Annotated in this window: 15 protein-coding genes; 7 read left to right on the top strand and 8 right to left on the bottom strand. The window is 51.6% G+C overall.

The features are described from left to right. Nucleotides 1–110: 110 nt before the first annotated feature. Genes BMY09_RS08715 through BMY09_RS08705 form a run of 3 tightly spaced genes read left to right on the top strand, consistent with a single transcriptional unit; the run spans nt 111 to nt 6,172 of the window. A complete protein-coding gene (locus BMY09_RS08715; RefSeq protein WP_091356719.1) occupies nt 111–1,583 on the top strand; it encodes a metallophosphoesterase family protein in 1,473 nt (490 codons plus the stop codon). Between the two features lie 20 nt (nt 1,584–1,603). Continuing rightward, nucleotides 1,604–5,026 (top strand): GMC oxidoreductase, encoded by a 3,423-nt coding sequence (locus BMY09_RS08710; RefSeq protein ID WP_091356716.1) that lies wholly within the window; start codon nt 1,604–1,606, stop codon nt 5,024–5,026. 48 nt (nt 5,027–5,074) lie between these two features. Continuing rightward, nucleotides 5,075–6,172, top strand: a complete 1,098-nt coding sequence (locus BMY09_RS08705; protein ID WP_091356714.1) for a DUF6765 family protein — start codon at nt 5,075–5,077, stop codon at nt 6,170–6,172. 67 nt (nt 6,173–6,239) lie between these two features. Here BMY09_RS08705 and BMY09_RS08700 read toward each other — a convergent pair whose 3' ends face one another. Then, nucleotides 6,240–7,085 (bottom strand): MurR/RpiR family transcriptional regulator, encoded by an 846-nt coding sequence (locus tag BMY09_RS08700; RefSeq protein ID WP_091356712.1) that lies wholly within the window; start codon nt 7,083–7,085, stop codon nt 6,240–6,242. 264 nt (nt 7,086–7,349) lie between these two features. On the opposite strand from BMY09_RS08700, the gene zwf reads away from it, so the two are divergent. The 4 genes from zwf (at nt 7,350) to BMY09_RS08680 (ending at nt 10,843) form a co-directional block, all read left to right on the top strand. Continuing rightward, the gene (gene zwf, locus BMY09_RS08695; protein WP_091356709.1) at nt 7,350–8,825 is read left to right on the top strand and encodes a glucose-6-phosphate dehydrogenase; all 1,476 of its coding nucleotides are present in this window, start codon (nt 7,350–7,352) and stop codon (nt 8,823–8,825) included. After that, the gene (gene pgl / locus BMY09_RS08690; protein WP_091356707.1) at nt 8,812–9,519 is read left to right on the top strand and encodes a 6-phosphogluconolactonase; all 708 of its coding nucleotides are present in this window, start codon (nt 8,812–8,814) and stop codon (nt 9,517–9,519) included. The genes zwf and pgl overlap by 14 nt, the downstream gene beginning before the upstream one ends. A gap of 66 nt (nt 9,520–9,585) precedes the next feature. After that, nucleotides 9,586–10,254, top strand: coding sequence for a bifunctional 4-hydroxy-2-oxoglutarate aldolase/2-dehydro-3-deoxy-phosphogluconate aldolase (locus BMY09_RS08685; protein WP_091356704.1), 669 nt, complete (start codon nt 9,586–9,588; stop codon nt 10,252–10,254). A 124-nt stretch (nt 10,255–10,378) separates the two neighbouring features. After that, nucleotides 10,379–10,843, top strand: coding sequence for a methylglyoxal synthase (locus BMY09_RS08680; protein WP_091356702.1), 465 nt, complete (start codon nt 10,379–10,381; stop codon nt 10,841–10,843). A gap of 71 nt (nt 10,844–10,914) precedes the next feature. On the opposite strand, the gene BMY09_RS08675 is transcribed toward BMY09_RS08680, so the two are convergent. From BMY09_RS08675 to BMY09_RS08645, 7 genes are all read right to left on the bottom strand, one after another. Beyond that, nucleotides 10,915–11,835 (bottom strand): D-hexose-6-phosphate mutarotase, encoded by a 921-nt coding sequence (locus tag BMY09_RS08675; protein WP_091356699.1) that lies wholly within the window; start codon nt 11,833–11,835, stop codon nt 10,915–10,917. A 111-nt stretch (nt 11,836–11,946) separates the two neighbouring features. Continuing rightward, a complete protein-coding gene (locus BMY09_RS22430) occupies nt 11,947–13,440 on the bottom strand; it encodes a glycoside hydrolase family 32 protein (protein ID WP_091356698.1) in 1,494 nt (497 codons plus the stop codon). A gap of 66 nt (nt 13,441–13,506) precedes the next feature. Then, on the bottom strand, nt 13,507–14,646 hold the full coding sequence (locus BMY09_RS08665; RefSeq protein ID WP_091356695.1) for an ABC transporter ATP-binding protein: 1,140 nt from the start codon (nt 14,644–14,646) through the stop codon (nt 13,507–13,509). Nucleotides 14,647–14,716: 70 nt separating this feature from the next. Continuing rightward, the gene (locus tag BMY09_RS08660) at nt 14,717–15,586 is read right to left on the bottom strand and encodes a carbohydrate ABC transporter permease (RefSeq protein ID WP_091356692.1); all 870 of its coding nucleotides are present in this window, start codon (nt 15,584–15,586) and stop codon (nt 14,717–14,719) included. Then, nucleotides 15,586–16,716, bottom strand: coding sequence for a carbohydrate ABC transporter permease (locus tag BMY09_RS08655; protein WP_217647412.1), 1,131 nt, complete (start codon nt 16,714–16,716; stop codon nt 15,586–15,588). Before BMY09_RS08655 ends, BMY09_RS08660 begins: the two co-directional genes overlap by 1 nt. 79 nt (nt 16,717–16,795) lie before the next feature. After that, a complete protein-coding gene (locus BMY09_RS08650; RefSeq protein ID WP_217647411.1) occupies nt 16,796–18,070 on the bottom strand; it encodes a sugar ABC transporter substrate-binding protein in 1,275 nt (424 codons plus the stop codon). Between the two features lie 39 nt (nt 18,071–18,109). Then, nucleotides 18,110–19,120 (bottom strand): LacI family DNA-binding transcriptional regulator, encoded by a 1,011-nt coding sequence (locus BMY09_RS08645; RefSeq protein ID WP_091356687.1) that lies wholly within the window; start codon nt 19,118–19,120, stop codon nt 18,110–18,112. Nucleotides 19,121–19,235: the final 115 nt, after the last annotated feature.

The raw sequence follows: 19,235 nt of genomic DNA, 5'->3' as shown, positions 1-19,235 counted from the left end.
CCTGTATGAGGTTTTTGTTGGCTAACCCCCATCTCATTGCCTACATTGATCTATGGACGCTCAGAGGGTAGCGGATGGCTCCCGGATCTGAAAAACAAGGAATAATCACAATGAGCGATGCAATAAGGACAAATACCGGTCAATGGTCACTGGTGGTGCTGCGGGCAACTCAGAACTCGGTGAAGGTCTGGGCAGGCACACTCTTCTCAACATTAAAAATGCCTGATCACGCCAGAATTGAGCTGGTATCACCCGACCACACAGTGGTCCATGAGATCACTAAAGCAGACTGGAACAGACCCTTCAGTTATCTCCGTAAACGGTTCTATGTCACCGCCAGCTTTGACAACCTGCAGCCCGGCACACATTATAAAATCAATTTTCTGAGGCGCATTGAGGCAATTGAGGGCGTCAGGGATGAGTCCTGGCAGCAGCTTCGCACAGGGCAATTTGAAACCCTGCCTGCCCAGCTTCCCGACAGCAGTCAGAAACCCTTTACCGTCGGTTTTGGCAGTTGCTTCTATAACCACCGGGACGGGGGCCAGGCCGCTGGATCTTACAAAGCACTGTACGACCGGGGGGATGAGGCCGTCAAACCCGCGATCACCTTTCTCACCGGCGATCAGGTGTATCTGGATATCGGTTTTGATTCACTCTCCTTTGTTAACAGCGAAATAAGACAGCGGGTAGCAGACGACTATGCGCTTCACTGGCAGGCTCTGGGCAGTATTCTTAACCGGGGAGCTACCTGGATGCTGCCCGATGATCATGAATACTGGAACGATTATCCCTTTTACGACTCGCTGATTCCCACCCTGCTGACACTTAAAATTAAACAGGTCCGGGAGACCTGGAGCAGGGCTGCATACGATGGGGTTCAGAGAGTTCAGCAAAGCCCACGGCTCGATTTTTTTAAGCTTGGTGATGAACTGTCATTCTGTCTCGCTGATCTGCGCTCCTACCGGGATCAGCACAGTTTCCTGCCAGATGCTGATTTTGACCGCCTGACCCACTGGGCCCGGTCACTGACCGCACCCGGAGTGCTGGTAATCCCCCAGCCGCTGATTGTTGAAGAGAACAAAACCGAGCGGAACCTGCTCAGTTTTAAGCAGCAGTATCAGCAACTGATAGAGGCACTGGGGGAGAGCGGTCACGATATTGTTCTGCTCAGTGGCGATGTTCATTTTGGCCGTATTGCGGTCGCTTCACTGGGGCCACAGGGTGGCCGCCTGATCGAAGTGATAGCCTCTCCCCTGTCAAATCTCACTGGTCTCAACGGCATCGCGACTGCAACCCCCAGCTTCAAACCGAAAAAATTTCCCGACCCCACGCTGTTCAGCATTCCCGGATGGTCGGCAAAACCGGTGCGGTATGACAAATCATTCGCGGTCAGCACAAAAAAAGGCTGGCCATTATCGGCCTATCCAAAGGCGCGGACCCGGGAGCACTTTATGACCGCCAGCTTCAATCGGGACGACAACGGTGAAGTCAGGCTTAAAGTTAACGCCTGGCGAGTACGGGAAAGGGACAGCGAAAACCTGCCTGCACGGGACTTTGACGAGTACGAAATTAACTTAAAATAACCACTTAACAGGGAGCCACCATGAAACCGATCGCACTGCCGCTCGATGAGATTCAGTCCCACTATGATGTGGTCGTTATAGGCTCTGGTTATGGCGGAGGCATCGCCGCATCCCGAATGTCCAGAGCCGGAAAGAAGGTCTGTCTGCTGGAACGCGGACGGGAGTTTCTGGTAGGCGAATTTCCCGACACCGCCAATGAGGTGTTCAAGGATATACAGTTCCACACCCCTGCGGGGCATATCGGCTCCCGTATCGGTCTCTTTGATATCCACGTTCATGCACAACAGAATGTAGTGGTCGGCTGCGGTTTAGGCGGCACATCGCTGATCAATGCGAATGTCTCCCTGGAACCCGACCCGGATGTATTCGAAGCCCCCTGCTGGCCTCCGGAGATTCTGCAGCATAAGGACAGTTTGCTGAAAGAGGGGTATCAGCGAGCCAGAGAGATGCTCAAGCCGACACTCTACCCAGATGACTGGCCCACCCTGGCAAAAACCGAAGCACATAAGCGTTCAGCGACTGCGATGAATGAACCCTTTTGTCGCACCCCGATCAATGTCACCTTTAAAACACCCGGCAGTGGTGTAAACCATGTCGGCGTTGAGCAGCAAGCCTGCACCAATTGCGGCGACTGTGTATCAGGCTGTAATTATGGTGCCAAAAACACCACCCGGATGAACTATCTGCCCGATGCCTGGAACCATGGCGCGGAGATATTCTGTCAGGCGGATGTCCGCTATCTGCAGAAAACCGATGCCGGCTGGTTAATTCACTATCAGGAGGTAGAGGTCGGACGCGAAAAGTTCGATGCCACCCCTCTGTTTATCAGAGCTGATATCGTTATCCTCAGTGCAGGAACCCTGGGTTCTAACGAGATTCTGTTACGCAGTAAAGCCAGGGGATTGCCGATAAGTGACCAGTTGGGCTATGGTTTCAGCGGCAATGGCGATATTCTCGGTTTTGGTTATAACTGCGACCAGACGATTAACGGTATCGGCTTTGGCAACCTCAAACCTGATGGCCGACAGCCCGTTGGCCCCTGCATCACCAGTGTTATCCGCACCGAACATGACGACTGGCGCAAACGTATGGTCATTGAGGAGGGCTCACTGCCCGGTGCGATTGGCAACTTCCTGCCAACGGCACTGGCAGCCGCTGAAAACCTTATCGGTGAAGATACCGACAGTGGCATGCTCGATGAGATACAGGAGCAAACCCGGGTCACGGAGAGTTTACTGCGGGGCCCCTACCATGGTGCCATTCATAATACCCAGACTTATCTGATCATGAGTCATGACAGTGGTGAAGGTCAGGCCCGCTTAGTCAACGACCGGCTACAGATTGAGTGGCCCAATGTGGGGCATCAACAGAACTTTATCAACGGCAATAAAAACCTGCTCAGCGCCACTAAGGCGCTGGGGGGGCAGTATGTGGAAAATCCTTTATGGACCCCTCTGTTCAAACAGAGTCTGGTTACCGTTCACCCTCTGGGTGGCTGTAATATGGCGATCAGCGGCGCCCAGGGAGTGGTCAATCATAAAGGTCAGCTGTTCAGCGATTCCGACACCTCGGTCTATGAAAACCTCTATGTCACCGACGGCTCCGTCATACCGACATCGCTGGCAGTAAACCCTCTGCTGACCATCAGTGCCATCAGCGAGCGTTGCTGCGCACTGATCGCCGCCGACCGGGGCTGGGAGATAGACTATACACTGCCTTCGGCACCGGTTAAGCCGCACCCCTCACCCACCTTAGGCATCCGTTTTACAGAAACGATGCGGGGGCAGTTCTCGACCACAGCCGATACCGGCGAAGCACTGGAAAGCTATCGCAACGCTGCAGCAAACGCGACAGCATTACCGATGGAGTTTACCCTGACCATACACTCCCATGACCTGGAAACGATGCTCACAAGTGATGATCATAGCGCCCAGATCAGCGGCACCGTGACCTGCCCTGCGCTCTCGGATAAGCCGATGAGTGTCAGTGAAGGCGAGTTCAATCTGTTCGAGCAGATGCCATCTCCGCCAGATACCCGGCATATGATCTACTCCATGCTGTTAACCACCGAACAGGGCGTACTCTATTACTTCAAGGGATATAAGCTGATCAGTAACGATCCCGATGCCCTGCATATCTGGCCGGATACCTCAACCCTCTATGTAACCGTCTATAAAGGCAGTGATGACAGCGGCCTGCTGGCGGGTAAAGGGGTTCTCAATATACTGCCCGCTGACTTTGCGGTACAGATGACCACCATGGAGGTCACCCATGCTGAGAATATGGAACAGAGACTCAGCGCAATAGCCCGCTTCGGTAAATTCTTTGCCGGTGTACTGTATGAGAATTACGGCGGGATATTCTACGATAGCCATTGTGATGAACCCAAAGCTCCACGAAAGAAACGCCCCTTGCGGGCGCCAGCGCCCGAGATCCACCCATTCACCACCGCTGATGGTGTCAGTTTACAGCTCACCCGTTTTCAGGGGGGCACAAAAGGGCCGGTCATGCTGGTTCACGGCCTGGGGGTGGCATCCTCGATCTTCAGCACCGATATGATCGACACCAATCTGGTCGAATATCTGGTCGCCCATGAATATGATGTGTGGCTGATCGATTGCCGGGTCAGCATCCTGTTAGCCGCAGCGAAACAACGTTCCAATGGCGATCAGGTAGCCCAATACGATTACCCCGCAGCCATCAGCAAAATATGTTCAGTCACCGCGGCAGACAGTATTCAGGCAGTGGTCCACTGCTATGGCGCAACAACCTTCTTTATGTCGATGCTGGCCGGACTTCAGGGCGTTCGCAGTATCGTCTGCTCTCAGATCGCCACCAATCTCGTCGTACCGCCAACAACAGCGCTGAAAACCGGGTTGCACCTGCCCTCATTTCTGGAGCGGCTGAATGTCGATCACCTCACCGCAGAGGTGCCTGAATCCGGGTCGGTACTGACACAGCTCTATGATAAGGCTCTCAACCTGTACGCGATGGCAGAGGCTCAGGGACATTGCCACAGTGAGACCTGTCACCGCATCACCTTTATGTACGCCTCACTCTACAAGCACAGCACCCTGACCGACCTGTTACACGATAATCTTGATGAACTGTTTGCCGAGGCCAATATCGGCGCCTTTGAGCACCTGGCACTGATGTGTCGTAAAGGTACTCTGGTTGATGCCGATGGCAACGATGTCTATATGCCCAACCTGGCCCGGCTTGATCTGCCAATCCTGTTTATCTCCGGTGCAGAAAACGAATGCTATCTGCCCATGAGCACCAAACTGACCTATGACATCCTGTGCCAGCACTTTGGTGCAGGCCAGTACAGCCGCCAGGAGATTCCGGGGTATGGCCATATCGATTGTATTTTCGGTAGAAACGCGGTGATCGATGTCTATCCCTTTGTGTTAGATCATCTGGAAAAAACCGCATTGTCTTAACGAAGACCCGTTAAACAGTCATCGCCTGAGAGGCAAAGGAGAACGACTATGCAGATCGATTTTCACCATGCGACAACCTATGTGATTGCCAGACTATCAGGCTTCGGCCATGCGAAAGCAGAGATCATCGCTCATGCCGCGCAATATGTTGATGATGCCACCAATGATGGGTTGATCTGCTTTGATAACCTGGCGATGTATAAGCGTATCGCCTCGGCCCATAAAATGCTCGACTATAAAAACATCGAAAAGCTGGCCAACCATCAGGTCTGGATACCGTTTCATTTTCTGCCAGGCAACGAAGGCAAAGCGGCAGGGCTGAATCCTGATGCCGATTTCCGCCATAAAATCGTCTGCAAACCCAATAGTTTCGTTGCCCGGGATATGGTGCGTGCCTGTATTGAAGATCGCAGCAAACCCAACGCCCTGCACCGGCTGGGAATCACCATGCATGTCTATGCCGATACCTGGGCTCATCAGGGGTTTGCAGGGATCAATGACAGGATCAATCTGGTAAAAGATGTACTGGATGAAAACAATAACCCGGACCCCAGCCTGTTAGGGAGGGTAAAAGAGTTCTTTTCCGACCGGTTTGACGATATCACCTCAGACTTTGTCGGCGATATGTTGCCCCTTGGCCATGGTGCTGCACTGAGTTACCCGGATCGTCCCTATCTGAAATGGCACTACACCAATGGCGAAGGCAGCTTTGTTGAGCGGGATAACCCTAAGGATTTTCTGGAAGCGGCTGAGGAGATGTGTAAAGCGATGCGGCGTTTTCAGCTGGGCGATGCCGATGCCAGCGTCGCCGGGCTCAACCAGAGCGACTCGATAAAGCTGGACTCAATGTTTCGCAGTATCATTGAAGAAGATGGAGACAAACGCCACAAAGTCTGGCTTAAAGCGATCGAAAATGGCGAGTTTGGCTTCCCGCCTGAAAAGCTGGAATATATCGCCAAAGGTAAAGGCTCGTGGAAACACAAAGCGATTAGTGACACCCGCTCAAAACAGTTAAAGAACGTAATTTTTACCTATCACCCCTCTTTCCTCGACAGTGACTGGAAGCATTTTCATGACGCGCTGATGGCCCATCGCTTCGTGGTGATTAGTGAAATCCTGCCCCGCTATGGGATCAGCGCAGCATAACGGTATCAGCAGGCGCAAAAAGGCCCGCTGTTGCGGGCTTTTTGATAATGACAGCGCCTGAAAATTATCACTCACTGGGATAGCGGGTCGCCTTGAGACTCTCTTTAATCTTCTTCAGATGCTGATGGAAATCAACGCCCCGGCGCAGCGTAACACCCGTTGCCAGCACATCCAGCAAGGTTAGCTGCACAATCCGTGAGGTCATCGGCATATAGATATCGGTGTCTTCCGGTGTCGGTGCCGCCAGTAACACCGTACATTCTTTTGCCAATGGCGAGTTTTCCGCAGAGATACCGATCACCGTTGCACCATTCTCCCGGGCGATCTTAGCAACATCGACCAACTCCCGGGTGCGACCGGTGTAGGAGATAACCACAAATACGTCCCCGGTATGCGCCGCTGCAGCAACCATCCGCATCATCAGTACATCCTCATACGCGGCGACCGGCAGATTAAAACGGAAGAACTTGTGCTGTGCATCGGTGGCGACCGGGCCTGATGCCCCTAATCCCAGGAAAGAGATCTGTTTTGCCTGAATCAGATAATCAACCGCTTTACTGATCAATCCGGCATTCACCCCTTTACGGGCAATATCCAGCGCCGCAATCGTCGAGGTAAAAATTTTATCGGTATATTCTTCTGTCGAATCATCCTGTTCAACACTGCGACTGACATAGGGTGTGCCCCCCGCCAGGCTCTGGGCCAGCTGAATCTTAAAATCCGGGTAACCTTTCGCTTCAAAATTACGACAGAAGCGGTTCACAGTTGGCTCACTGACTGAAGCAGCCTGCGCCAGTGACGCTATACTCAATCGCGTTGCCGTCGCCGGATCACCAATGATGACATTAGCAACTTTACGCTCAGATTTATTTAACGATTCAAGGCGATCGTAAATCTGCTCTAACAGGTTCATAGCTTATTTACTCTGGTTCAATAGACCGTTTAGCCAGACGACTAGACTAAATGGTGGTTATTTAACTACATTTAAATATATAACTGTGACTATAACCCCGGACCAAAATCGCTTCCAGCACTATTTTGGGGCAAATATCGACAAACAAGGCACAGATAGATGAATATTATGTTGTTATATTACGTATTTTTGTATTGAAAATACAATTAATAAGACATAGTATAGCCATTATATTGCATTAATAACTACAAAACAGGTTCAACCATGTCCATTCCTAATACTTCCAGCGACATTGTCATCTTCGGAGCCATGGGTGACCTTGCGCAACGCAAACTCTTTGCATCCCTTTACCAGCTTGATCGCGCAGGCCTGCTCAGCCAGGAATCGAGAATCATCGGCGTCGCCAGACATGAAGAAGATACCGCCAGCTTCACCAACACCTGCGAAGAAAGTCTGCAAAAATATATTAAGGCAGACGAGCTTGAGCCTGAAATATTGGCCCGGTTTCTGGACAAAATCGAATACTGCGCTGTCAATTTTACTGAAACAGAGAGCTACCAGAACCTGAAAGCGATACTCGATCAAAGCGCTGAACGGGCCCGGATCTTTTACTATGCAACCCCCGCATCCATCTACGGATCGATCAGCAGAAACCTGACCAGGAGTGGCTGCACCAACACCAACAGCTGCGTTGTTCTGGAAAAACCGATCGGTCATAACCTCCAATCGTCCAATGAGGTTAACGATCAGGTAGCTGAGTACTTCGATGAAACCCAGATCTACCGTATCGATCACTATCTGGGGAAAGAAACAGTACAAAACCTGATCGCCCTGCGCTTTGCCAACCCTCTGTTTGGCTCTCAGTGGAACCAGAGTCATATCTCCCACGTTGAGATCACCGTGGCAGAGAAAGTCGGCATAGAGGGCCGCTGGGGTTACTTCGATAAAGCGGGTCAGATGCGCGATATGGTACAGAACCACCTGTTACAACTGCTCTGCCTGACCGCAATGGATCCACCTGACGATCTGTCTGCCGATATGATCCGCAATGAAAAAGTGAAGGTACTCAAAGCCCTGCGCCCTATCACTCTGGAGATGTGCAATACCCATGTGGTTCGCGGCCGTTATACCAAAGGGGTCCTGGAAGGCAATCCCGTACCAGGCTATATGGAGGAGGAAGGCGCAAACCCGGATAGCAAAACCGAAACCTTTGTCGCGATCAAGGCAGAGATCAATAACTGGCGCTGGGCGGGCGTGCCCTTCTATCTGAGAACCGGAAAGCGGATGCCAGAAAAGCTATCACAGATAACCGTTCACTTTAAACCGCAGCCACACTTCATCTTCGATGAGAGTCAGAGACACCTGGCTCAGAACAAACTGGTTATCCGCCTGCAACCGGAAGAGGGAATCTCCCTGCAGATTCTGAATAAGGATCACGGACTGAATAAAGGGATGCGTTTACGCAGCGAGTCGCTGAATCTGAACTTTTCCCAGTCGTCTGAACAAAGTCGTATACCCGATGCCTATGAACGACTGCTGCTTGAGGTTATCCAGGGTAACCAGTACCTCTTTGTCCGGCGGGATGAAGTTGAACATGCCTGGAACTGGTGTGATCAGTTAATGGGACACTGGGCGAATGATACCAAACCGCCCCAGCCCTATTCTGCTGGCAGCTGGGGCCCCAAAGCATCTGATCTCATGTTAATCAAAGACGGGAATAGCTGGCATGAAGATCAGTGATCTGAATTTACCGGCCCATGTAACGGTCTGCGCATTTGATTCAAGGGAGGCGCTGACAGACAACCTGTCGACCCTTCTGCAGCATCGATTACTGCAAGCAATCGAAAACAGAGGCAGAGCCAGCCTGGCCGTTTCCGGCGGTTCAACCCCGGTCCCGCTGTTCCAGAAACTGAGCCATGCTGAGCTCGCCTGGGAAAGCGTCACAGTAACTCTGGTTGATGATCGCTGGATCAGCCCTGATGAATCCGATAGCAATGACGGGTTGCTGCATACTCATCTGCTGCAAAACCGGGCTACAGAGGCTCACTACATCCCGCTTTGGCAGCCCGATAGCTCAGCCGAAGCGGCGGTTGATCGCTGTAACACACGGCTGGCAGCAATCGATGGACCGCTGGATATCGTGATCTTAGGCATGGGTAACGATGGTCACACCGCATCACTCTTCCCCTGCTCTTCTGAGCTTGAAGCAGCACTTGCCAGCAACGCTGACTGTGTAGCCGTTAACCCAACCACAGCACCTTACGCCCGGATCTCTCTTACACCCGCGCGTCTGCTAAATAGCGAGCTGAGGATTTTACATATTTGTGGAAACGACAAACTGGAGACTCTGTCCCGGGCACTTACCAGTCAGCCTGAGTCGATGCCCATCAAACTGTTTCTGCAACACCCGATAATGATCTACTGGGCGCCATAACCATCACCCTGTGTATAAAACGATCATATTTAACTGGCTCAGGCCCAAAAAATAACAGGATTATGTATGACTAAACAAACACTATCAGCCGAGATGACTGCGAAAGTAGATCAACTATGCAGCCTGGGACCAGTTATTCCGGTGCTCACCATCGAAAATGTAGCAGATGCCGTACCTATTGCCGAAGCGTTGGTTGAAGGCGGACTCCCTGTACTTGAAGTCACCCTGCGCACCGGGAATGCCCTCAAAGTGATCGAAGCGATAGCCCACTCAGTGCCTCAGGCCAAAGTCGGCGCCGGCACCGTTATCGATCCGGAAAGCTTTCAGCGCTGTATCGATAGCGGCAGCTCTTTTATTGTCAGCCCGGGTATCACCGGCGAGCTACTGGACTACGGCGTAAACAGTGACACGATCTATCTGCCAGGTATTCAGACCGTTTCTGAGCTGATGGAGGGGATCAAGCGGGGCTATAAGCGTTTTAAGTTTTTCCCGGCAGAGATATCCGGCGGCACAGCAACACTGAAAGCCTTCGGCGGCCCCTTTGCTGATATCCGGTTCTGCCCCACCGGTGGTATCCGGGTGCACACCGCGGCAGATTATCTCGCCCTGGCAAACGTTATGTGCGTTGGTGGCACCTGGCTGACACCGGATGAGCTGATCGCTAATAAAGACTGGGCAGGCATCATGCGCCTGGCGAAAGAAGCCGTCTCAAGCGCTACTCAAAGCGGCCTTTAAAGCGATGCAAACCCGGGAATTTCAACTTCAGCTAACCGTTACCTGATGTAAGGCTTGCCCGCTGCTATGCGGGCTTTTTTTATTTATCAACATCAATAGACATAATACAAAAAAGGAGGCCTGAATGGATATGAAGCAGATTGAGATGCCGGAACAGAAACGCATCGCACTGATCGCTCACGACAATATGAAACAGGATCTGCTCGACTGGACACAAAAGAACCTTAACACGCTGCGTCAGCACCAACTGTATGCCACCGGTACCACCGGCCACCTGCTGGAAAACAGCCTGCAAATCCCGATCACCAAACTGATCAGCGGCCCACTGGGTGGCGATCAGCAGATCGGCGCGATGCTGACCGAACAGAAGATCGACATTATTGTATTCTTCTGGGATCCCTTCGAGCCGATGCCCCACGACCCTGATGTTAAAGCGCTGTTGCGGGTTGCGGCGGTGTGGAATGTTGCGGTTGCCTGTAGCCGAAGCTCAGCCGACTTCATGATCAGCTCACCGCTACTGAGTCAGAAGCACCCCTATAGCGTACCGGATTATGAAAGCTATCTGCAGAAACGGCTCAATAAGCCGTAAACAAAAAAAGGCAGAAAGACTCTGCCCTGATGCGTAGAAATAAATTGTGATAATTTGTGATAATGGTGGGCTTATTCCAGCTGATCGCGCTGAGGGTATGGCAGCACACTGACCGACGTCGCCAGCGTCTGCGTTGCTCCGACAGCCAGCGTCTGATCATCGAAAAACCGGGTTCTGGCAGCTTCGACACAGACAAACCGGGCCACCTGATCCATCCCTACATCACCGATATTTTCCGCCGCAGCTCCCGGATTCCAGACAACCGTTGAGCCACCGCCCCTCTTAGTGATGCGCAACCCACGTTTCCAGCCATGATCAATCAGCACCACGGCTTCACTATTATCTGCCTGTTCAACCACCAGATCGGTTTCCGCAGTAAAACGCAGGGATGACGGCATCACTCCCGGTTGCATCCCCTGAACCTTATCCAGACAGCGGCAATCCGCTAATCCCAGTATCTCAGTCTCACGGCTATCAGACACCGCAAAATAACTGTGCAGTGCCTGAGTCACAGCCAGCGGCTGATCAGACCCATTAGTGGTGGTCAGCGCCAGCGAAAGCTCAGCACCGGCCACAGTGATCTCCAGTTGTAGCTGAATCCCGTCACACAGCGAGCGCTCCGGTGACATCAGCCACCGTCCACCGGCATCATCAACGTGTTGATCATCGATCTGCCAGCGAGCGGTGCGGGCCACACCATGCTTAGGCAGCTCAGGTTTTTCAGGATGTTCCGCAAACCAGGGCCAGCAGACCGGGATCCCACCACGGATCGCCGCAGGTGCGCCAGCAGGCTTTTCTGTCAGCCATAACAGAGGCTTCTCTCCCGCCGGACGAAACAACAGCACCTGCCCGCCCAGCAGGGAGAGGACCAGCTCACCCCAGAGCGCCTTATAAACAATCAGCTCATATCCGTTCCATTGCAGGGCGTGGCAACCCATAGCCATGCCTGACACTGTGTTTTCCAGGCTATCCTGAAACGGTGAATGATCCATAATTACCGGCCTCGATCAGATTTTTCATACAAGCAAAAGCCGTCATCAACAGACGGCTAAGCATTCAGTGCAACTGGCATGTAGCAGAGCTGAATAGTACAGCAAAACCTGCTAACCAAGAACGTTAGTCTGACCGCCCGTTATCTCTATGCCGCCACTGACGACCCTCAGCTTCGGCATATTATCGACAACGGAATCAGACTGGCACAGCTGCAGACTGGTTAATGAGTAGATGCCATCATTAATCAGCAGCTCAAGACTACCATTATCACTGATCCATTCCAGCGTTACTGAAGCCTCGCTCTGAACGATTGGCAGATCAAAGTGACAGGGGAAAAAGCGATCAAATGCATCATTACCATTCTGTCCCGCACGCTGATAACGGATGATCAGCCCACTATCCGTCCGCCTGAAAGTCAGATCGGGCTGCTCAGGCTGACTCAGATAAAGGCCAATGCAACTTTCCGGCTGTATAGCAAAGCTGATCGATCCATGAACAGGTTTGATACGCTCCTGTACCGCCGTCAGGGCAAGCTGCCCGCCCTCATCAACTGCGCCACAGGTGATCATAGTCCTTTGCCAGGCCCGCTGCTCACCCAGTTCTGGCACAAACCGCTGTCCAATCCTCACCCCTTCAGTGGTGGCAACCAGACGGATCTCTCTGGGAATGGTCATCATGCCACGCCAGCCATTTTCGGGAATGTGATTGGCATACAACCAGTTATTGATCCAGGCAATGGCGATGCGACGATTATCCGGTGCATCCGACCAGCTTTGTACCGCATAAAAGTCGCGGGAGTGATCCATCAGCAGCACTTTATCCGGGGCATTTTCATTATGAAAATGGGTGCCATCAAAATCGCCAATGAAATATTGAGTAAAGGAGCCCCAGCTATCTTCGCCTGCCCCAACCCCGACAACCAGCACCCAGCGACTGCCTGTGCCGCCTTCAACCGGCAGTTCGAACAGATCAGGGCACTCCCAGGGGCCCTCTGTATGAGAACCCTGATGCTCACCAAACTCACTGCATAACGCCCAGTCCAGCAGATTTTCAGAACGGTAAAAACGGATTGTCTGGCCACAGGCCAGTGCCATAACCCAGTGCTGCGAAGCCTCATGCCAGATCACTTTAGGGTCACGAAAGTCCCGGAAACCCGGCACCGGGATCACCGGATTCCCAGCATATTTCTGCCAGCTACGCCCCTTATCACAACTATAAGCGATGCACTGGTCCTGCTCATAATCCTCAGCGGCGCTCCCGGTTACCCGGTGCGCAGTATAAAAGAGCAGCAGACCCGGCTGACCATCAAACAACCCACTGCTATCGTTGTGATCAACAATCGCACTACCGGAAAAACACATCCCCCGCTCATCGGGAAACAGCGCAATATCCAGATGCTGCCAGTCAATCATATTGCGACTGACCGCGTGCCCCCAGTGCATCGGTCCCCATTCCAGCCCCTCAGGATGATACTGATAGAACAGATGATACTCACCGTCAAAATAAACCAGCCCGTTAGGGTCATTCATCCACGCTGTCGGTGGCGTAAAATGGAGCAAGGGCCGTACAGGCAATGGGGCATAAAAATTAGCAACAGAAGTCATAAAATACCGGTAATAGTCAGGGCACACCAGACGCTGCTGGTGTGCTGAGAAACGTAAAAGCTGTGATTAACCTGAGAGGGCTTGCGCGACAGGTGCCTGGGTGTGAAGCGGTACTGGTTTGGCCGCTCTGAGTGTCAGACCGTTACAATCAAACAGATGACACTGGTCGAGGTTAAAGCTGAAATCACAATGATCGCCCCGTCTGACCGGGCTTAACCCACCGGTTTGAATAATCAGCTCATGCTCACCACTGTAACGGGCATAGACATAGGTTGAGCCACCGAGATGCTCCACCACATCAACATCGACGCCAATCCTGATTTCGCCACTCTGATCCTCTTTCAGATGCTCAGGGCGGATACCCAGTTTCACCCGGGTCATGCCCGGAGAATGACTAACATCCGCCGCCAGTTGACACACTTCACCACAAGGCAGTTTCAGCGTCAGAGAATCATCGGTCTGAGCGATAACATCACAGTCAAAAAAGTTCATCCGGGGAGAGCCGATGAAACCCGCAACAAACTCATTAACCGGGTTCAGGTATAGCTCAATCGGGCTGCCGACCTGCTCGATATTTCCACCCCGTAAAACGACGATCTTATCCGCCATGGTCATCGCTTCCACCTGATCATGGGTTACATAGATCATGGTATTCTTCAGCTGAGAGTGCAGTTTAGCGATCTCAACCCGCATCTGAACGCGGAGTTCGGCGTCCAGATTCGATAATGGCTCGTCAAAGAGAAAGACTTTGGGGTTGCGCACAATGGTCCGGCCAATGGCGACCCGCTGACGCTGACCACCAGAAAGCGCTTTAGGCTTGCGATCCAGTAATGGCTCTAGCTGGAGGATTTTGGCCGACTCATCCACCCGCCGTTTAATCTCAACCTTATCCGTTTTTGCCATTTTCAGGCCAAACCCCATATTTTCCCGCACCGTCATATGTGGATAGAGGGCATAGGATTGAAACACCATCGCCACCCCCCGACGGGATGCTGCAACAGAGGTGACACATTCATTATCAATATGCAGCTCACCTTCGGTGATCTCTTCAAGCCCTGCAACCATGCGCAGCAGTGTAGATTTACCACAACCGGATGGGCCAACGAAGACAACGAATTCACCATCCTTAATATCCAGATCGATACCGTGAATTGTTTCAACATCACCATAGCGCTTAACGACTTTGGTCAGTTTTACGTCTGCCATTTTTCTTCTCCCAAGATCGCCTGCCGTACAGGCGATCAAGTACATAAATTCTTATTTTTCCAACAACCGGTCAGCCTTTTATGCCGGCTCCGGCCAGACTGCTTACAAACTTCTTCTGGAACGCCAGGAACACGGCCAGCACCGGCAGGGTAACAAATGAGGCGTAGGCCATAATCTCCCCCCAACTGGTCTGTCTGCCAAAGAAGATCTGAATACCCGGCATAACCGGACGGGCGTCCTCCCCCTGCACCGCCATAATCGGCCAGATATACTGATTCCACATCAGCAGAAAGTGCAGGATCGCCACGGTGGCAAATACGGGGCCGGACATCGGCACAATAATGTGTCGGTAGATCTGAAACGGTGTCGCACCATCCAGCTCAGCGGCTTCATCAAAATCTTTCGGGATATCCCTGAAAAACTGATAGAACAGGAAGATAAAAAAGGAGTTCGCAACAAACGGCAGAATCTGCACTTCCAGCGAGTTTAACCAGGACCCCATCAGCACCAGACCGCCCTGCTCCCAACCGATTGTTGGCAACTTGGAGACCAGCAGTAACAGAGGCACCACAATCGCCTCAATAGGGATAATCATCAGCGCAACCACCGCCGCAAGAATATATTTGCGACCACTCCAGCGCATACGGGAGAGAGTGAATGCCAGTAAACTGTTAACGAACAGACCGAGAATCACGGTCGCCGATGTAATCAGGATTGAGTTACGGAAATAGAGCAAAACATCACTCTTTTCAAATACCTGACGATAGTTATCCAGGGTAAGATCGCCGACCGGCAAAATCGCACGAATACTGTAAAGATCAGCAAAGATCACCTGCTCCGGCTTAAATGAAGACATAATCATAAACAGCAGCGGGAACAGGAACACATAACCGATCAATAGAAGAAAGAGATAAGCGCCCAGCTTTTGTAAACGTTTCATTACGCATCCTCCCGCTTGTCAAAGAAGCGTTTCTGTAGCAACGCAATTGCCAGAATAGCCAGAAAGAAAATCACGCTGATCGCCGAACCATAGGCAATATCCTGTTCGCGGAATCCCTTGGTCACGGCATGATACATAACCGTCGAGGTAGAGCCCTGTGGACCACCCCGGGTCATCACATCAACCTGAGTAAACAGACCAAAGGCCTGAATCGTGGTACTGATAACAACGAAAATTGTGGTGTTCTTCAGCCCCGGCAGCGTCACGTTAACAAACTTGCCCCAGGGACCGGCTCCATCGAGCTCAGCAGCTTCGTAAAGATCGCCGGATATGCCCTGCAAACCCGCCAGAAAAATAAGCATCTGCACACCGGCCGCCTGCCAGGCAGACATCAGTACAATCGAGGGCATTGCCCAGTCCGGATCGCCCAGCCAGTCAACCGGACCGATCAGTCCAAACGACATCGCATTCAGATAGTGATTAAATAACCCTAAATCTTTGTGATACAGAAAGCTCCAGACGATCGACACCACCACAATCGATGTCACCACCGGCGAGAAAAATACCGTTCGAAACAGAAAGATTCCCCGCAGTTTCTGATTAATCAGCAGCGCTAATCCAAGGGCGGTACCACACTGGATGGGGACCACCAGAATGACAAACAGTAACGTATTGATAATGGACTGGATAAAGCTCGGATCCTTCGCCAGAAGAACCACCCGTTTATCGCCAAAAGACCAGTGGGTGAACTCCTTAAACTCTTTATATTCAGGGTTCTTACGCAGAACTGAACGCAGTCTTGGATAGACCAGCTCACCCTCGGCGGTCCGTTTCAGATGATTATCTGCGTCTGAAACTGGCTCCTGCACCAACCAGCTAATGTTCAACAAGCGGTCATAGTTACGTAACCCAACCCACTCTGTCGCATTAGGCGACAACAAACGCTGATCGGTAAACGACATCCCCAGTGCCATTAAAAACGGCAGAACCATAAACATAAACAGACCCAGCAGAGCCGGAGCACTCATAAGAAAGACATAACGCTTTCTCGGTGGACGGCGGGTCTCAGCAGGCCGACCGGATGACACGGTTAGCGTGTCGCTACTGTTAACAGACGTATTAGCATTCATACAGATTTCTCGCTGCTTCACTATCAGACTGTTACTGCCCCCCGTTTACAGAGCACAGTAACAATCTGGAAAGACCGGTTTACTGAGTAAAACCGTAGCCTTTATTGTCAGAAATGTTGCGCTCGATAGTATCGACCGCTTCATCCAGGGCATCCTGCACATCAGCACCATCTTTTATATTCCGCGCCATTTTTTCAAAGGTGCTGGAAATAATTGGGTAGGCTGGGGTCGCTGGACGCAGTACAGCAAACGCGGCTGAAAAATCGTAGAAAAAACGCCAGTCACCGTTAACCTGATAATGCTCAGTCAGCTCGGCAGCTTCAGGAGAGGAAGGAATCATGCCCGTTGCCACTGACATAGCGGCAATCTCTTCAGGCTGCAGCATAAAATCAACGAATGCAGCAGCACCTTCCGGGTTCGCACATGACTGGGTAATACCCCACTGCCAGGAACCACCACCGATAACCGGACCGCCACCAAAATCAGGTACCGGCATCACAACCAGGTCATCGCCCCATTGCTCAGAGTGATTTGCCATCTCCCAACTGCCAACGTAGTCCAATGCCGCACGCCCCTGAACAAACGCTTTGTCATCACTGGGGTTACGATCAACATACTCTTTGTCAAACAGGCTTTGAAAGAAGGTACCCCAGGCCAGTCCTGCTTCACCGTTGAGCACACCTTCAGAGGTGACATAGTTGTCACGGTCGATCTGGTCTGCACCAAAACTCTGCAGCATCGGTGCATAACCATAGGAGTACCACTCACCGGTCCAGCCGGTACGCATTGCCAGCGGATACCGGAACTCACCGGATGCTTTCAGTTTAGCCAGGGCATCCAGCAGTTCAGCCTTAGTCCACGGCTGCACATAGGTGGCCTGACGCAGGTTATATTTCTCAAGAATCGATTTACGGGTAAACAACGCCAGCGCGACATCGAACTGACCAACAGAAAAGACTTTACCTTTGTATGTGCCCTTCGCACTGCCAATCAGACCATCAAGCGCGTCCTGAGAAAGCAGCCCTTCAAGAGGACGCAGATAACCTGACCATGCAAAGTTAGGCACAACCGGCTGATCCATATCCAGAATACAGGGCAGATCTCCGGCCAGTGCTGCTGCAGTGACCGTCTGGGTATATGAACCCTCGGGGATCATCTCTGCAGTAATATGCCATTTCGTTTGTGACTGATTAAAACGATCTATCGTCGCCTTATTGACTTCGATCTCCTTAATATTACTCGTCTCATGACGCCACAGCTTGATTTCAGACGTCGCAGCCATGACGCTGCCAACACTGAATGTCAACGTTGTCATTACAGCGCAAGACAAAAGAGAGATGTTCATTCTTTTCATGTTTTGACCCTTATTGTTATTTTATCTTGATTATAAGCACTAATTTTTCAGCAAATGAGACTGCCGCTCAATAACCGAAAACGGGATCAACCGGGTGACCATATCATCCCCCTGATTGAAAATACTGTTCATCGCGGCCTGGCCCATCTCAAAATGAGGCAATGCCATGGTCGTCAGTCCGGGCGACAAACCTGGCGCTATCATGCGCTGATTATCAAAACTGGTGACCGCTATATCTCTGCCGACCTGCAAGCCACGCTTAGAAAATTCAAAGTAGGCCTGCATTGCAAATTCATCTTTCCCACAGACAAAGGCGGTTGGCTGATGAGTCAGTTTCAACAACTCTGCAACCGCTTTTTCAACACTGGCACTATCCCCGGCTTCGTCAAAGCGTGACTCCCCCTGAACAATCAACTGCGGATCATACGAAATACCGGCCTCAGCGAGTGCCTTGCGGTAACCCTCCAGTCGCTTTACCGAAGCGACAATATCCGGATTCAGAGTAATATGCCCAATGCGTTTATGGCCCTGTTCAAGCAGCAGCCGCGTAGCGTCATAGCCAGCCTGAACTTCGTCAGGAATAAAGGTGGTCAGCGTTTCGTTCTCCGCATAGCAGTTCACTAACACAGATGGCACCTGCAACATCTCCTGCGGCACCTGCACCTCTTTATGGTAATAGCTCGCATAGACCAGAGCTTCTACCCGTCGCTCCAGCAACATATCAATGGCTCGCTGCCTGCCAATACGATCGTTTTCAATGTTAACCACCATTAAAACCTTATCATGCTGGCTCGCCACCTCCTGAGCCCCGATCAACAGGTCTCCGGCATAGGGCTGAGTCACCACTTCATCGGAGATAAAACCGATAACACCCGACTGCTGATTACGCATCATACGAGCGGCCCGGTTAGGTCTGTAGTTCAAAGCAGCGATCGCTTCCTGCACCCGGGCCCGGGTTTCTTCACGCACATTAGGGTCATTATTCACCACCCTGGAAACGGTTTTAAAAGAAACTCCGGCCTGCTTCGCCACCTGCTTAATGGATACCATCAACTTACGACCATCTATTGACAACGTTGTCAAATACTAGATCGGAGCCATTGAGTTGTCAATATTGTTTGAGTATTATTCACCTCAATGATTAGATTTTTTTAACTACAAACCA

The organism is Amphritea atlantica, assembly GCF_900111095.1.
Taxonomy (GTDB): Bacteria; Pseudomonadota; Gammaproteobacteria; order Pseudomonadales; family Balneatricaceae; genus Amphritea; species Amphritea atlantica.
This window is presented reverse-complemented; position numbering and strand designations above follow the sequence as displayed.

What these genes read in the sequence shown, in the direction of transcription:
- BMY09_RS08715 (WP_091356719.1), top strand. Translation starts at nt 111, where the DNA reads ATGAGCGATGCAATAAGGACAAATACCGGTCAATGGTCACTGGTGGTG.
- BMY09_RS08710 (WP_091356716.1), top strand. Translation starts at nt 1,604, where the DNA reads ATGAAACCGATCGCACTGCCGCTCGATGAGATTCAGTCCCACTATGAT.
- BMY09_RS08705 (WP_091356714.1), top strand. Translation starts at nt 5,075, where the DNA reads ATGCAGATCGATTTTCACCATGCGACAACCTATGTGATTGCCAGACTA.
- BMY09_RS08700 (WP_091356712.1), bottom strand. Translation starts at nt 7,085, where the DNA reads ATGAACCTGTTAGAGCAGATTTACGATCGCCTTGAATCGTTAAATAAA.
- zwf (WP_091356709.1), top strand. Translation starts at nt 7,350, where the DNA reads ATGTCCATTCCTAATACTTCCAGCGACATTGTCATCTTCGGAGCCATG.
- pgl (WP_091356707.1), top strand. Translation starts at nt 8,812, where the DNA reads ATGAAGATCAGTGATCTGAATTTACCGGCCCATGTAACGGTCTGCGCA.
- BMY09_RS08685 (WP_091356704.1), top strand. Translation starts at nt 9,586, where the DNA reads ATGACTAAACAAACACTATCAGCCGAGATGACTGCGAAAGTAGATCAA.
- BMY09_RS08680 (WP_091356702.1), top strand. Translation starts at nt 10,379, where the DNA reads ATGGATATGAAGCAGATTGAGATGCCGGAACAGAAACGCATCGCACTG.
- BMY09_RS08675 (WP_091356699.1), bottom strand. Translation starts at nt 11,835, where the DNA reads ATGGATCATTCACCGTTTCAGGATAGCCTGGAAAACACAGTGTCAGGC.
- BMY09_RS22430 (WP_091356698.1), bottom strand. Translation starts at nt 13,440, where the DNA reads ATGACTTCTGTTGCTAATTTTTATGCCCCATTGCCTGTACGGCCCTTG.
- BMY09_RS08665 (WP_091356695.1), bottom strand. Translation starts at nt 14,646, where the DNA reads ATGGCAGACGTAAAACTGACCAAAGTCGTTAAGCGCTATGGTGATGTT.
- BMY09_RS08660 (WP_091356692.1), bottom strand. Translation starts at nt 15,586, where the DNA reads ATGAAACGTTTACAAAAGCTGGGCGCTTATCTCTTTCTTCTATTGATC.
- BMY09_RS08655 (WP_217647412.1), bottom strand. Translation starts at nt 16,716, where the DNA reads ATGAATGCTAATACGTCTGTTAACAGTAGCGACACGCTAACCGTGTCA.
- BMY09_RS08650 (WP_217647411.1), bottom strand. Translation starts at nt 18,070, where the DNA reads ATGAAAAGAATGAACATCTCTCTTTTGTCTTGCGCTGTAATGACAACG.
- BMY09_RS08645 (WP_091356687.1), bottom strand. Translation starts at nt 19,120, where the DNA reads ATGGTATCCATTAAGCAGGTGGCGAAGCAGGCCGGAGTTTCTTTTAAA.